The 13199-nt window shown below is 67.4% G+C and carries 14 protein-coding genes; 12 read left to right on the top strand and 2 right to left on the bottom strand.

The genetic code is table 11. The features are described from left to right. Window positions 1–206: 206 nt before the first annotated feature. Both V3B25_RS05155 and V3B25_RS05150 read left to right on the top strand, forming a co-directional pair. The gene (locus V3B25_RS05155; protein WP_164080135.1) at window positions 207–1214 is read left to right on the top strand and encodes a methionine ABC transporter ATP-binding protein; all 1008 of its coding nucleotides are present in this window, start codon (window positions 207–209) and stop codon (window positions 1212–1214) included. Beyond that, entirely contained in the window at window positions 1211–1900 is a 690-nt protein-coding gene (locus V3B25_RS05150; protein ID WP_164080136.1) for a methionine ABC transporter permease, read from the top strand. The genes V3B25_RS05155 and V3B25_RS05150 overlap by 4 nt, the downstream gene beginning before the upstream one ends. 122 nt (window positions 1901–2022) lie before the next feature. On the opposite strand, the gene V3B25_RS05145 is transcribed toward V3B25_RS05150, so the two are convergent. Further along, on the bottom strand, window positions 2023–2625 hold the full coding sequence (locus V3B25_RS05145) for a lipocalin family protein (RefSeq protein ID WP_010481371.1): 603 nt from the start codon (window positions 2623–2625) through the stop codon (window positions 2023–2025). Window positions 2626–2752: 127 nt separating this feature from the next. Here V3B25_RS05145 and V3B25_RS05140 point away from each other — a divergent pair, with 127 nt between their 5' ends. Beyond that, window positions 2753–3079 carry a hypothetical protein gene (locus V3B25_RS05140; protein WP_329810256.1) on the top strand — a complete coding sequence of 109 codons (327 nt, stop codon included), beginning with the start codon at window positions 2753–2755 and terminating at the stop codon, window positions 3077–3079. Window positions 3080–3148: 69 nt separating this feature from the next. Continuing rightward, window positions 3149–5245 (top strand): prolyl oligopeptidase family serine peptidase, encoded by a 2097-nt coding sequence (locus V3B25_RS05135; protein ID WP_049399227.1) that lies wholly within the window; start codon window positions 3149–3151, stop codon window positions 5243–5245. Between the two features lie 136 nt (window positions 5246–5381). On the opposite strand, the gene V3B25_RS05130 is transcribed toward V3B25_RS05135, so the two are convergent. Beyond that, window positions 5382–6569: a pyridoxal phosphate-dependent aminotransferase gene (locus tag V3B25_RS05130; RefSeq protein ID WP_201117368.1), complete on the bottom strand. Its 1188-nt coding sequence runs from the start codon at window positions 6567–6569 to the stop codon at window positions 5382–5384. Between the two features lie 193 nt (window positions 6570–6762). On the opposite strand from V3B25_RS05130, the gene V3B25_RS05125 reads away from it, so the two are divergent. The 8 genes from V3B25_RS05125 to hslV all read left to right on the top strand — a co-directional run bounded on the left by V3B25_RS05125 (window position 6763) and on the right by hslV (window position 13118). Continuing rightward, the gene (locus tag V3B25_RS05125; RefSeq protein ID WP_049421399.1) at window positions 6763–8874 is read left to right on the top strand and encodes an oligopeptidase B; all 2112 of its coding nucleotides are present in this window, start codon (window positions 6763–6765) and stop codon (window positions 8872–8874) included. Between the two features lie 54 nt (window positions 8875–8928). Then, window positions 8929–9354 carry a YbaN family protein gene (locus V3B25_RS05120; RefSeq protein ID WP_329810254.1) on the top strand — a complete coding sequence of 142 codons (426 nt, stop codon included), beginning with the start codon at window positions 8929–8931 and terminating at the stop codon, window positions 9352–9354. Window positions 9355–9423: 69 nt separating this feature from the next. Next, window positions 9424–9696: a lipoprotein gene (locus tag V3B25_RS05115; RefSeq protein ID WP_049399234.1), complete on the top strand. Its 273-nt coding sequence runs from the start codon at window positions 9424–9426 to the stop codon at window positions 9694–9696. Further along, window positions 9689–10540 carry a diaminopimelate epimerase gene (dapF, locus tag V3B25_RS05110; protein WP_049399235.1) on the top strand — a complete coding sequence of 284 codons (852 nt, stop codon included), beginning with the start codon at window positions 9689–9691 and terminating at the stop codon, window positions 10538–10540. Before V3B25_RS05115 ends, dapF begins: the two co-directional genes overlap by 8 nt. Further along, window positions 10537–11211 (top strand): DUF484 family protein, encoded by a 675-nt coding sequence (locus V3B25_RS05105; RefSeq protein WP_049421396.1) that lies wholly within the window; start codon window positions 10537–10539, stop codon window positions 11209–11211. The genes dapF and V3B25_RS05105 overlap by 4 nt, the downstream gene beginning before the upstream one ends. 13 nt (window positions 11212–11224) lie before the next feature. Continuing rightward, the gene (gene xerC / locus V3B25_RS05100) at window positions 11225–12115 is read left to right on the top strand and encodes a tyrosine recombinase XerC (RefSeq protein WP_201117365.1); all 891 of its coding nucleotides are present in this window, start codon (window positions 11225–11227) and stop codon (window positions 12113–12115) included. Window positions 12116–12192: 77 nt separating this feature from the next. Further along, window positions 12193–12393: a DUF3079 domain-containing protein gene (locus tag V3B25_RS05095; RefSeq protein ID WP_049421394.1), complete on the top strand. Its 201-nt coding sequence runs from the start codon at window positions 12193–12195 to the stop codon at window positions 12391–12393. A gap of 173 nt (window positions 12394–12566) precedes the next feature. Next, on the top strand, window positions 12567–13118 hold the full coding sequence (gene hslV, locus V3B25_RS05090; protein WP_005411093.1) for an ATP-dependent protease subunit HslV: 552 nt from the start codon (window positions 12567–12569) through the stop codon (window positions 13116–13118). Window positions 13119–13199 lie beyond the last annotated feature (81 nt).

The raw sequence follows: 13199 nt of genomic DNA, 5'->3' as shown, positions 1-13199 counted from the left end.
CTTTCGTCGGTGGGGGGGGGGGGGGGGCGGGGGCCCCCCCCCCCCCCCCCCCCCCCCCCCCGACTCTACCGACCCCCACCGTCATCCCCGGTACACGCCGCTTAGAACCAAAAGGAATAACATTCTGGCCCATGGCGCGGGCGCGCGACCGCCTGCGCTGGTAGGCTGCACGCCCCCTTCCGTCACCCAGCCGGTGAGCCACGCCCGTGATCGAGTTCCAGCGCCTGCACAAATCCTATGCCGTTGCCGGCCGCGCAGTCAGCGCGCTGCAGCCGCTGGACCTGACCATCGAGGCCGGTGAGGTATTCGGCATCATCGGCCATTCCGGCGCCGGCAAGTCGACCCTGATCCGCATGATCAACCGCCTGGAAGAGCCCAGCGGTGGTCGCCTGCTGATCGGTGGCGAGGATGTCACCGCACTGGACGCGGATGGCCTGCGCGCGTTGCGCCGGCGCATCGGCATGATCTTCCAGCACTTCAACCTGTTGTCTTCGCGCACGGTGGCCGGCAACGTTGCCTTCCCGCTGGAGCTGGCGGGCACGCCGAAGGCGGAGATCGATGCACGCGTGGCCGAGCTGCTGCAGACCGTGGGCCTGGAGGTGCACGCGCAGAAGTATCCGGCACAGCTGTCCGGTGGGCAGAAGCAGCGCGTCGGCATCGCCCGTGCGCTGGCGACCCGCCCGCAGATCCTGCTGTGCGACGAGGCCACCAGCGCGCTGGACCCGCAGACCACGGCCTCGGTGCTGTCGCTGCTGTCGAAGATCAACCGCGAGCTGGGCCTGACGATCGTGCTGATCACCCACGAGATGGATGTGATCCGCCGTGTCTGCGACCGTGTCGCCGTGCTCGACGCCGGCCAGATGGTCGAGACCGGGCCGGTCACCCGGGTGTTCCTGCATCCGCAGCACCCGACCACGCGTCGTTTCGTCAGCGAATCGGAGCACGTGGACGAAGGCGCGCTGCATCGTGATTTCGATGCCGTCGGTGGCCGCATCGTGCGGCTGACCTTCCTCGGCGGAGACACCTACGAACCCCTGCTCGGCAGTGTCGCGCGGGAGACCGGGGTCGACTACAACATCCTGTCCGGCCGTATCGACCGGATCAAGGACACCCCGTATGGCCAGCTGGTGGTCGCCCTGGTGGGCGGTGACCAGTCCGCCGCGCAGGCCGCGTTCGTGGCTGCCGGCGTGCACGTTGAGGAGCTGCGTCGATGATCATCGCCACTGCCGGCGGATTCTTCCGCCACCTGGATGCGGGCAAGTGGGCCGACATCGGCCAGGCCACCATCGACACCCTGCTGATGCTGCTCGGTTCGCTGCCGCTGACCCTGGCCATCGGCCTGCCGCTGGGCGTGCTGCTGTACCTGTTCGGCGCGCCGCAGATGAAGCGCCGTCCGTTCGCCTACGGCGTGCTGGCGCTGGCGGTGAACCTGCTGCGCTCGGTGCCTTTCATCATCCTGATGATCGTGCTGATCCCGGTCACCCTGTTCCTGATGGGGACGTCGCTGGGGGTACGCGGTGCGATCGTGCCGCTGGTGATCGGTGCAGCGCCGTTCTACGCGCGCCTGGTCGAAACCGCACTGCGCGAAGTGGACCGTGGCGTGATCGAAGCGACCCAGTCGATGGGCGCCACCACCTGGCAGCTGGTCACCCGCGTGCTGCTGCCGGAAGCGCGTCCTGGCCTGATCGCCGGTGCGACGGTCACCACCGTGGCCCTGATCGGCTTCACCGCGATGGGCGGTGCGATTGGTTCCGGCGGCCTTGGTGACCTGGCGTTCCGCGATGGCTACCAGCGTTCGCACACCGACGTGGCCCTGGTTACCGTGGTCCTGCTGCTGATCCTGGTGCAGTTGCTGCAGATGCTCGGCGACCGCCTGGTCGCGCATTACAGCCGCAAATGACGAGGCGCCGGGGCGCTGCCCCCGGCGTCGCCCGGTGCATCGCGGCAGCCGGCCAGCGGCCGGCTCTACCCCATTGCCTGGAAACGGTAGTGCCGGCCGCTGGCCGGCAATCCCACCTGCAATCAACGCACGTTCGGTACTTCGTAGCCCAGCTTGCCGACCTGCTCCGGGTGCTGCGGCACGCGCTTGAGCTTGTCGGTGTTCACGCCGTACTCGTCACGCAGGCGCTCGGCCAGCTCCTTGTACAGGGCTTTGTCCATGTCCGGTGTACGCGAGAAGATCCAGGCCATTTCGCGGCCTGGGTAGCCGATCAGCGCCCACGAGTAATCCGGCGCTACTTCCAGCACCCTCGAATGCGTAGGCACGACACGGTAGAACCAGGTGCGCCAGCCGTGGTTGCCGCTGTCCGGGTCGACGCTGGCGCGGGCACGCACTTCCTGCAGCGGTTCGCCGAAGCCATCACGGTAGCGGTAGGTGATGCCGACCTTGTGCGCATCGCGCAACTCGTACTCGTTGACGCTGGCGACATGGCCACGTTCGATGAAGTTCGGCACGCGGCCGATCACATACCAGGTGCCCATGAAGCGCTTCAGGTCGATCGGTGCGTCCAGGGCAGCCGCACCAGAGGCGCTGGTACGGGGCGACGGCGGCTCACTGGCGGCCACGGCGGGGCCGGCCAGGGAAAGGGCCAGCAGCGCGGCGCAGAGCGGGCGGATCGAAGTCATGCGGGAGCGGGCTCCAGTGGGCTTGCACGCGCATGGTCGACTGTGTGCACGCGATCCGTCAATGGTGTCGCAACCTGTGAGAAGGGGGTTGCCCATGCTGTGTTGCATTGTCCACCGGAGAAGCCCCATGAACGCACGTTCCGTCCGCCGCTCTGCAACTGAACGCGTCATTCTCGAGCGTGTCGACCCGCGCCTGCTGCGCAGCGTGCAGCAGCTGGCCCTGGCCGGTATGGCGCTGGTACTGGTCTGGCCGGCCGCGCGCGGCAGCAGTGCCTGGCTGGGCTGGCTGCCGATGTGGCTGGTGGGCATGCCGCTGGTGGCCTGGTGGGCGTTGCTGCGCTTTCCGTTGCCGCGCCTGTCGTGGCTGCGGCTGGCGCGTCGTACCGGTGGACAGGCACGTCGCCGTAGCGGCGGGGCGGCGCGAGGCCGTCGCGGCTCCACCGCCGCGGCCTGACCTTCGACACGGGGGCGGCCGCGGCGATCCATGCTAGCGTTCCACGGCTTATGACTGCCTGGAGCTGCAATGTCTCGACTCGCTTCCGCCTGCCTGCTGGCCGGCATGATGACCGCTGCCTCGGTGGGGACCGCCGTGGCCGCTGAAGACACCGATCGCTACGCCTGGCTCGAAGACGTCACCGGCGACAAGCCGCTGACCTGGGTCAAGGAACAGAACGCCAAGTCCGAGGCGCGCCTGGCGCAGACCCCGGCCTTCAAGCAGATGGAGACCAGCATCCGCGAGGTGCTCGACTCCGATGCCAAGATCCCCGGCGTGCAGAAGATCGGCGACTACTACTACAACTTCTGGAAGGACCAGCAGCACGAGCGCGGCCTGTGGCGGCGTACCACCCTGGCCGAGTACCGCAAGGCCTCGCCGCAGTGGGAAACCGTGCTCGACCTGGATGCGCTGAACAAGGCCGAGGGTGAGAACTGGGTCTGGCACGGCGCCGATTGCCTGCGCCCGGATTACAGCCGCTGCCTGATCGCGCTGTCGCGCGGTGGCGCCGACGCCGACGTCACCCGTGAGTTCGACCTGGCCAACAAGACCTGGATCAAGGACGGCTTCTTCCGTCCCGAGTCCAAGGGCGGCCTCAACTGGGTCGACCGCGACACCGTGTTCGTCTACACCGACTTCGGTGCGGGCTCGATGACCACCTCCGGCTACCCGCGCGTGGCCAAGCTGTGGAAGCGCGGCACGCCGATGACCTCGGCCACCGTGGTGTACGAAGGCAAGCCGGAGGACATGTACATCGCGGCGATGCACGATGACACCCCGGGCTTCGAGCGCAACCTGGTCAGCCGCACGCTGGCGTTCTACAACAACGAGCTCTACCTGCGTGGCGACGATGGCACGCTGACCAAGATCGACGCGCCGAATTCGGCCGAGAAGGGCCTGCACAAGCAGTGGCTGACCCTGGAACTGCGCGATCCGTGGACCGTGGGCGGCAAGACCTACGCGTCCGGTTCGCTGCTGGCGACGAAGCTGGACGACTTCCTGGCCGGCAAGCGCGACTTCGAGGTGCTGTTCACCCCGACCGCGACCACCTCGCTGGCCGGCGCCACCTGGACCAAGAGCCACCTGGTGCTGAACGTGCTGGATGACGTCAAGAACCGCCTGTCGGTGCTGACCCCGGGCGCCGATGGCTGGCAGACCAGCCGCTTCGTCGGCGCGCCGGCCTTTGGCACGCTGGCCGTGGGCGCAGTGGACAGCAACGACAGCGATGCGGTGTGGCTGACCGCCACCGACTACCTGACCCCGACCACGCTGGCTCTGGCCGAGATCGGCCAGGCGCCGGAAACGTTGAAGACCATGCCGGCCTTCTTCGATGCCAAGGGCAAGGTGATCGAGCAGCACTTCGCCACCAGCAAGGACGGCACCCGCGTGCCGTACTTCGTGGTGCACGACAAGGCGATGAAGCTGGACGGCTCCAACCCGACCCTGCTGTACGGCTATGGTGGCTTCGAGATCTCGCTGACCCCGAGCTATTCCGGTGGCATGGGCCGCGCCTGGCTGGAGAAGGGCGGCGTGTACGTGGTTGCCAACATCCGTGGCGGCGGCGAGTACGGCCCGCGCTGGCACCAGGCAGCGCTGAAGCAGAACCGCCACAAGGCCTACGAAGACATGGCCGCCGTGGCGCGGGATCTGGTCAAGCGCAAGATCACCACCGCCAAGCACCTGGGCGTGCAGGGCGGCAGCAACGGTGGCCTGCTGACCGGCAACATGCTGACCCAGTACCCGGAGCTGTTCGGTGCAGTGGTGGTGCAGGTGCCGCTGCTGGACATGAAGCGCTACAGCCACCTGTTGGCCGGTGCCTCGTGGATGGCCGAATACGGCAACCCTGACACCAGCGACTGGGAGTTCATCAAGACCTTCTCGCCGTACCATCTGTTCAACGAGAAGAAGAACTACCCGCCGGTGCTGTTCACTACCTCCACCCGCGATGACCGCGTGCACCCGGGCCATGCCCGCAAGATGGCGGCGAAGATGATCGACGCCGGCAAGGACGTGACCTACTACGAGAACATCGAAGGTGGCCACGGCGGCGCAGCCAACAACGCGCAGGCCGCACACATGTCCGCACTGGCCTACAGCTTCCTGTGGGAGCGGTTGGGCGGCAAGTAAGCAGAACGGAAAACGCCGCCCCAGGGCGGCGTTTTTCGTTGGGTTCACGTATCCACGCATGGCGTGGATCTCCCTACGTATCGTGCGCTGGGTCAATAGATCCACGCCATGCGTGGATGCCGTTCGCGCAGATCGATCAGGCGCCCCAGCTCTTCAACCCGCGTGCAATCCGCGCCACCGCCTCCTGCAGCCGCGGCACTTCCTGGGTATAGGCCAGGCGCACATGCTGGTTGGCGCGATGGAAACCGAAATCCAGCCCCGGGGTGAACGCCACATGTTCGGTTTCCAGGAAGTGCGCACAGAACGCCTGCGCGTCATCGGTGAACGCGCTGACGTCGGCGTACAGGTAGAACGCACCCTGCGGTTCCACTTCGATGCGGAAACCAAGCTCGCGCAGCGCCGGCAGCAGATAGTCGCGACGCTGGCGGAACGCCTCGCGGCGCTGTTCGAAGATCGCCATCGATTCCTCGCTGAAGCAGGCGAGTGCGGCATGCTGGGCGATGCTCGACGCGCTGATGTACAGGTTCTGTGCCAGCTTCTCCAGGTCCGGCACCGCCGCCGGCGGCGCCACCAGCCAACCCAGCCGCCAGCCGGTCATGCCGAAATATTTGGAGAAGCTGTTCAGCACGAACGCGCTGTCATCCACCTGCAGCACGCTGGGTGCATCCAGGTCGTAGGTCAGGCCGTGGTAGATCTCGTCCACCACCAGATGGCCGCCACGCGCGTGCAGGGCCTGCGACAGTGCTGCCAGTTCGTCGGCGGACAGCACGGTGCCGGTCGGATTGGCGGGGGAGGCCACCAGTGCGCCGACGCTGTCGGCATTCCAGTGCTGTTCCACCAGCGACGGTGTGAGCTGGTAGGCGGTGTCCGGGCCGACCGGAACCAGCTGTGCACCGCCTTCCACCAGGCGCAGGAAATGACGGTTGCAGGGGTAGCCGGGGTCGGCCAGCAGCCAGTGGCGGCCGGGGTCGACCAGCAGGCTGCTGGCCAGCAGCAGCGCACCGGAGCCGCCGGGAGTGACCAGGATGCGTTCGGGATCGATATCCAGCCCGTAGTGGCTGCGATAGAAGCCACTGATCGCCTGGCGCAGGGCCGGCAGGCCACGTGCGGCGGTGTAGCGGGTATGGCCGGCGGCCAATGCGGCCTGGCCGGCACGCACGACCGGTTCGGCCGTGGTGAAGTCCGGTTCGCCGATTTCCAGATGGATCACATCGTGGCCCGCCTGTTCCAGCGCCTGCGCGCGGGCCAGCAGGGACATCACGTGGAACGGAGCGATTTCATGGCTGCGCCGGCTGTAGCCCGGCGTGTGGGGCAGGGTACTCATGTGCCCATGGTACGCCGCGCGTCCTGGTAGTGCCGGCCGCTGGCCGGCAACCCCCCCGCCTCTGTTTATCCCGAGGTTGCCGGCCAGCGGCCAGCACGACCCATGACGATCCGCAGGGTTGCCCGCAACCCTCCTGCAACCCAGACTCGAGCACAAGGACGCCATTGCATTGCGGCTCAAGGAGCCTTATCTCATGAAATCCACCCTCTGCCTGTTGCTTGCGAGCCTGATGACCACCACTGCCACCGCCGCCACGCCGCCTGTTCCGCCGGATGCCGCCAAGCACCCGCATGTGGTCAAGGCGCCGTTCGGCGCGACCCGTAACGATGACTACTACTGGTTGCGCGACGACAAGCGCGAGAACAAGGACATGCTGGCCTACCTGCAGGCCGAGAATGCCTACGCCGACCAGCTGCTGGCACCGCTGAAGCCGCTGGAAGACACCCTGTACAAGGAGATCGTCGGCCGCATCAAGCAGGACGATTCCAGCGTGCCGGCGCGTGAGCGCGGCTACTGGTACTACAGCCGCTTCGAGACCGGCCAGGACTACCCGATCCACGCGCGCCGCAAGGGCAGCATGGACGCGGCCGAAGAGATCCTGCTGGACGTCAACGCCATGGCCGCCGGCAAGGGCTACTTCAGCGTCGGCTCGATGGAGGTCAGCCAGGACAACCAGCTGCTGGCCTGGGCCGATGATGATGTGGGCCGCCGCCAGTACACGATCCGCTTCAAGGACCTGGCCACCGGCAAGGTGCTGCCCGATGTGATCACCGGCAGCTCCGGCGACCTGGTCTGGGCCGACGACAACCGCACCGTGCTGTATGTCGAGAACGATCCGGAAACGCTGCTGACCGTGCGCGTCAAGAAGCACGTGCTGGGCACCCCGGCCAGTACCGACACCGTCGTCTACGAAGAGAAGGACGACAGCTTCTACATGGGCATCGGCCGCACCCGCGACGATCGCTTCATCACCATCGGCGTGCACAGCACCGTGTCCTCGGAAGAGCGCTACGCGCCGGCCAGCGACCCGACCACCTTCACCGTACTGGCGCCGCGCCAGCGCGATGTCGAGTACGACGCTGACCACTACGACGGCCGCTGGGTGATCCGCACCAACGACGGTGCGAAGAACTTCAAGCTGGTCACCGCACCGACCGATGCCACCTCGCGTGCGCAGTGGAAGGACTGGATCGCGCATGACGATGCGGTGTTCATCGAAGGCTTCGAACTGTTCGATGGCTACACCGCCATCGCCGAACGTTCCGAAGGCCTGGAGCGTATCCGCCTGCTGTTCAAGGATGGCCGCAGCGACTACGTGAAGGCCGACGAGCCGGCGTATTCGATGGGCCTGGGCGACAACACCGAGGCCGATACGCCGTGGCTGCGCTACGTCTACACCTCGATGACCACCCCGACCACGGTGTTCGAGCTGAACACCGCCACCGGTGAGCGCCGCCAGCTGAAGGTGCAGCCGGTGATCGGCTATGACGCGTCGAAGTACGAAACCGACCGCGTCTGGATCACCGCGCGCGATGGCGTGAAGGTGCCGGTGTCGCTGGTCTACCGCAAGGGCTATCAGAAGGATGGCAAGGGCGCGCTGTTCCAGTACGCCTATGGCAGCTATGGCATGTCGATGGATCCGTACTTCAACCAGACCGCGGTGAGCCTGCTCGACCGTGGCGTGGTGTATGCCATCGCCCACATCCGCGGTGGCCAGGAAATGGGCCGCGACTGGTACGAAAACGGCAAGCTGCTGCACAAGCAGAACACCTTCAATGACTTCGTCGACGTCACCCGTGGCCTGGTGGCGCAGGGCTGGGCGGCGAAGGATCGCGTGGCCGCGTCCGGCGGCAGCGCCGGTGGCCTGCTGATGGGCGCGGTGGCCAACCAGGCGCCGCAGGATTACCGGGTGATGGTGGCGCAGGTGCCGTTCGTCGACGTGGTCACCACCATGCTCGATCCGACCATCCCGCTGACCACCAACGAGTACGACGAGTGGGGCAATCCGGAGCAGAAGCCGTACTACGACTACATGCTGTCCTACTCGCCCTACGACAACGTCAGGAAGCAGGCCTACCCGGCGCTGTTCGTGGGCACCGGCCTGTGGGATTCGCAGGTGCAGTACTGGGAACCTGCCAAGTGGGTGGCCAAGCTGCGTGACGACAACACCGGCCACTACCCGATCCTGTTCCGCACCAACATGGAAGCCGGCCACGGCGGCAAGTCGGGGCGCTTCCAGCGCTACCGTGAGCTGTCCGAGTCGTACGCGTTCGTGCTGCAGCAGCTGGGCATCGCCCAGCCGTAATGGTGCAGGGGTGCCGGGCGTTGCCTGGCACCCCGAACCGGTATCCTTGCGGCCATGAGCCTGCCCGACCCCTCCGCACCGCGCGATGCTGCCACGCCACCGCGCGTGGTGCGTTTCCGCTGGGCGTGGTGGCTGCTGGCCTACGTCAGCCTGGGCACCGGTATCGTCGGCATCTTCGTGCCGGGCCTTCCCACCACCGTATTCATCCTGATCTCGGCCTGGGCTGCCTCGCGTGGTTCCGAGCGCCTGCACAACTGGCTGCTGCAGCACCCGCGCTTCGGCCCGGCCATTGCCAACTGGCAGGCACACGGGGCGGTCAGCCGCTACGGCAAGTGGATGGCCACGATCACCATGGCAGTGTGCGCCGGCATCATGCTGTGGTGCGTGCCGATCGCCTGGGTGAAGTGGTTCTCGATCGGCAGCATGACCGTGGTGGCGATCTGGCTGTGGACCCGGCCGCTGCCGCCACCGGAGCGGTAGTGCCGGCCGCTGGCCGGCACCCCGGTTCCCTGCACCAACCGCTCAGCCGCCAATGGCTATACTCGGGGCATGAAGATCCCCCATCGAAACGCCATCCTGATTCCGCTGGCAGCGGCCTCGCTGCTGCTCCTCGCCGCCTGCGGCAACAAGGGCCCGCTGGTACTGCCGCAGAAGCCGGTGCCGGTGGAAGAAACCGTCGAACCGGTTGCCGAGCCCGCTACCGAAGCGACCCCGGCGCAGACCGAAGGCAGCGGCACCCCGGCCACGACCGTGGAGCCGGCTGCACCGACCACGCAACCGGCGCCTGCGCCTGCGAAGAAGGTGGGCGGCGGGAATGAGTAAGGCCGGTTCCAAGGCGCTGCGCTTCAGCAAGATGCATGGCGCGGGCAATGATTTCGTAGTGATCGACCTGCGTGACGGCACTGCGCCGCCCACGCCTGAACTGGCCGCGCGCCTGGCCGACCGCCACACCGGCGTCGGCTGCGACCAGATCCTGACCATCGAAGCGCCGCGCGCGGAAGGCTCGGTGGCGTCGTACCGCATCTGGAATGCCGACGGTTCCAACTCCGAGCAGTGCGGCAACGGCGCGCGCTGCATCGCGGCCTGGCTGGTGCGTGAGGGCAGTGCGCAGGGGGATCAGTTCGTCATCGACAGCCCGCTGGCCAGTCATGAGGTGAAGGCCCTGGGCGATGGCCAGTTCGCTGTGACCATGGGCGTGCCTGCGTTCGAGCCGGTCAACGTGCCGCTGGTGGGCTTCGCCCATGCACGCGAGGAGTACCTGCTGCCGTTGCAGGGCGAGAGCATACGCTTCGCCGCGGTGTCGATGGGCAATCCGCATGCGGTGATCGAAGTGGGCCTGATCGATGCAGCACCGGTCGAGCGCGTCGGTTCGCTGCTGCAGCAGCATGCCTCGTTCCCGCGTTCGGTGAACGTGGGTTTTGCCCAGGTGATGGGCCCGGCGCATGCACGTCTGCGTGTGAATGAACGTGGCGTCGGCGAAACCCTGGCCTGCGGCAGCGGCGCCTGCGCCGCTGCGGTGACCCTGATGCAGCGTGGCCGCCTGCAGCGCGATGCGCGCATCAGCCTGCCCGGGGGTGACCTGCGCATCCAGTGGCCGGGCGATGGCCAGCCGGTGGTGATGGCCGGCCCGACCGCATTCGTCTTCGAAGGGGAGTGGATCGCATGACCGAAACCGTCGACAAGCTCGGGGCCCATGAAGTCGCTGCGTGGTTGCGGCGACATCCCGGCTTCCTCAAGCAGTTCCCGGACCTGGCCCTGACCCTGGTGGTGCCACGCGACGACGGCCCGACCGCGTCGCTGGCCAGCTACCAGCTGGAAGTGCTGCGCGAGAAGAACCGCGAGCTGGCACGACGGTTGGCCGATCTGGGCGCCACCGCCCAGGTCAATGAACGCCTGGCAGTGCGCACGCATCAGCTGACCCTGGCGCTGATGAAGCAGGACAGCGCTGCCGACACCCTGCGTGCGATGGCTGCCTCGCTGCAGGAAGATTTCGCCGGCGACCTGGTGCGATTGGTGGTGCACACACCGGTGGCCGGGCTGGAACAGGCCGACTGGCTGCAGGTGATCGCCGCCGATGATGCGCAGCTGGGCCCGTTCCGCGACTGCCTGAACGACGGCGAGCCGATCTGCGGGCGCCTGCAGCCGGAAAAGAATGCCGTGCTGTACGGCGTGCGCAGCGAAGAAGTGCAGACCACCGCGCTGCTGCCATTGCCGGGCGTGGGCCTGATTGCCGTGGGCAGCCACGACCCGAACCGCTTCTACCCGGGCATGGGCACGCTGTTCCTGCGCATGATGGGCGATGCGTTGGCCACCGGCCTGAAGCGCTTCCCGGGCTGAGCAGGATACGACGATGAGCGCGGTACAGGCCTTCCTGCAGCATCTGCAGGTAGAGCGGCGGATGTCGGCACATACGCTCGACGCCTACCGCCGCGACCTGGACGCGCTGTCGGCCTGGGCCGAGCCGCGCGGTGTTGCGGTGGACGCACTCGATGCCGAGTCGCTGCGTCAGTTCGTCGCCGATGAGCATCGCCGAGGCCTGTCGGCCAAGAGCCTGCAACGCCGCTTGTCGGCGTGCCGCAGCTTCTACGCCTGGCTGCTCAAGCACGGACGCATCGAGGTCAGCCCGGCGGCGACGCTGAAGGCGCCGCGTGCGCCGCGCCGCTTGCCGCAGGTGCTTGACGCTGACGAAGCCGTGCAGCTGGTCGAGCTGGAACCGGAAGGTGAACTCGGCCGCCGTGACCGCGCGCTGCTGGAACTGTTCTATTCCTCTGGCCTGCGCCTGAGCGAAGTCTGCGCGCTGACCTGGCGCGACCTGGATTTCGACAGCGGCCTGGTCAACGTGCTGGGCAAGGGCAACCGCCAGCGTCGCGTACCGTTCGGCCGGCCGGCACGCGAAGCGCTGCAGGCGTGGCGTGCGGAAAGTGGCGGCGGCCCGGCCTCGCCGGTGTTTCCCGGTCGCAACGGGCCGATCAGCCAGCGTGCGGTGCAGATCCGCATCCGCCAGCTGGCGCAGCGCCAGGGCCTGTTCAAGCACGTGCATCCGCACATGCTGCGGCACAGTTTTGCCAGCCATATCCTGGAATCGTCCGGCGACCTGCGCGGTGTGCAGGAACTGCTTGGCCATGCCGACATCGCAACCACCCAGATCTACACCCACCTTGATTTCCAGCACCTGGCCAAGGTCTACGACGCCGCGCATCCACGTGCGAAGCGTCGCAGCAAGGACGACAAGGCTGAATAGACCGCCCTTGATCTGGATCAGGGCAGGGCGGGCGCTACCGGCGCATCGTGGCCGCAGGCCACGAGGAACCCGCCACCATGGCGAAGCCCATTCCGCTGCACCCCAGGCATCCCGAGCGCATCTGCTGGGGCTGCGACCGCTACTGCGCGGCTGACGCCCTGGCCTGCGGCAATGGCTCCGGCCGCACCCAGCATCCGATCGAGACGCAGGGTGAAGACTGGTACCTCGCCTGGGGCATCGAGCCGAATCCGGATCGGCCGTCGCAGGCAAAGCGCTGAACGGCAGGTGTTCCACGTTCGGGCGGTGGGATCCGCGCGCATTGCGATGCGCTCGTCAGAAAGACGCCCTCCTGTCGATGGGGCGCGGCCAAGCGCTGAACGGCAGCCATCCGCACAGGCTTGATCGCACCCGGCGCTGTCCCCATGTCCCGGGAACAGCTATCGGAGGCCGCATGGACCCCAGTCAGAATCCCAACGTTTTCCACGCCACCACCATCGTCTGCGTCCGTCGCGGCGAGCACGTGGCCATTGCCGGCGACGGCCAGGTCACGCTGGGCCACACCGTGATGAAGGGCAATGCACGCAAGGTGCGCCGTCTCGGTCGTGATGGCCAGGTGCTGGCCGGCTTCGCCGGTGCCGCCGCCGATGCCTTCACCCTGTTCGAGCTGTTCGAGGCCAAGCTGGAAAAGCACGGCCAGCTGCAGCGCGCTGCGGTCGAGCTGGCCAAGGATTGGCGCACCGAGCGCCGCCTCGGCAAGCTCGAAGCCCTGCTGGCGGTGGCCGACAAGGAAACCTCGCTGATCATCAGCGGCACCGGCGATGTGATCGAGCCGGAGGACGGCATCATCGCCATCGGTTCCGGTGGTTCCTATGCACTGTCGGCCGCGCGCGCGCTGATGGCGCACACCGAACTGGATGCGCGCACCATTGCCAGCGAAGCGATCGGCATTGCCGGCGACATCTGCATCTACACCAACCGCAACGTGGTGGTCGAGGAGCTGTGAGGGTCGTGGGGGGGGGGGGGGGGGCCCCCCCCCCCCCCCCCCCCCGCGGGCCGGGGGCGGGGCCGGGGGGGGCGCGCCCCC

The sequence above is a fragment of the Stenotrophomonas sp. SMYL8 genome (genome assembly GCF_036320065.1).
Taxonomy (GTDB): Bacteria; Pseudomonadota; Gammaproteobacteria; order Xanthomonadales; family Xanthomonadaceae; genus Stenotrophomonas; species Stenotrophomonas maltophilia_A.
The sequence above is the reverse complement of the archived record's forward strand: the minus strand, read 5'-3'. Positions and strand labels throughout refer to the sequence as shown.

Excerpts from the sequence above, each read along its gene's own strand:
- V3B25_RS05135 (WP_049399227.1), top strand. The coding sequence starts at position 3,149 with ATGTCTCGACTCGCTTCCGCCTGCCTGCTGGCCGGCATGATGACCGCT.
- V3B25_RS05125 (WP_049421399.1), top strand. The coding sequence starts at position 6,763 with ATGAAATCCACCCTCTGCCTGTTGCTTGCGAGCCTGATGACCACCACT.
- V3B25_RS05145 (WP_010481371.1), bottom strand. The coding sequence starts at position 2,625 with ATGACTTCGATCCGCCCGCTCTGCGCCGCGCTGCTGGCCCTTTCCCTG.
- V3B25_RS05115 (WP_049399234.1), top strand. The coding sequence starts at position 9,424 with ATGAAGATCCCCCATCGAAACGCCATCCTGATTCCGCTGGCAGCGGCC.
- V3B25_RS05150 (WP_164080136.1), top strand. The coding sequence starts at position 1,211 with ATGATCATCGCCACTGCCGGCGGATTCTTCCGCCACCTGGATGCGGGC.
- V3B25_RS05120 (WP_329810254.1), top strand. The coding sequence starts at position 8,929 with ATGAGCCTGCCCGACCCCTCCGCACCGCGCGATGCTGCCACGCCACCG.
- V3B25_RS05130 (WP_201117368.1), bottom strand. The coding sequence starts at position 6,569 with ATGAGTACCCTGCCCCACACGCCGGGCTACAGCCGGCGCAGCCATGAA.
- V3B25_RS05140 (WP_329810256.1), top strand. The coding sequence starts at position 2,753 with ATGAACGCACGTTCCGTCCGCCGCTCTGCAACTGAACGCGTCATTCTC.
- hslV (WP_005411093.1), top strand. The coding sequence starts at position 12,567 with ATGGACCCCAGTCAGAATCCCAACGTTTTCCACGCCACCACCATCGTC.
- xerC (WP_201117365.1), top strand. The coding sequence starts at position 11,225 with ATGAGCGCGGTACAGGCCTTCCTGCAGCATCTGCAGGTAGAGCGGCGG.
- V3B25_RS05105 (WP_049421396.1), top strand. The coding sequence starts at position 10,537 with ATGACCGAAACCGTCGACAAGCTCGGGGCCCATGAAGTCGCTGCGTGG.
- V3B25_RS05095 (WP_049421394.1), top strand. The coding sequence starts at position 12,193 with ATGGCGAAGCCCATTCCGCTGCACCCCAGGCATCCCGAGCGCATCTGC.
- dapF (WP_049399235.1), top strand. The coding sequence starts at position 9,689 with ATGAGTAAGGCCGGTTCCAAGGCGCTGCGCTTCAGCAAGATGCATGGC.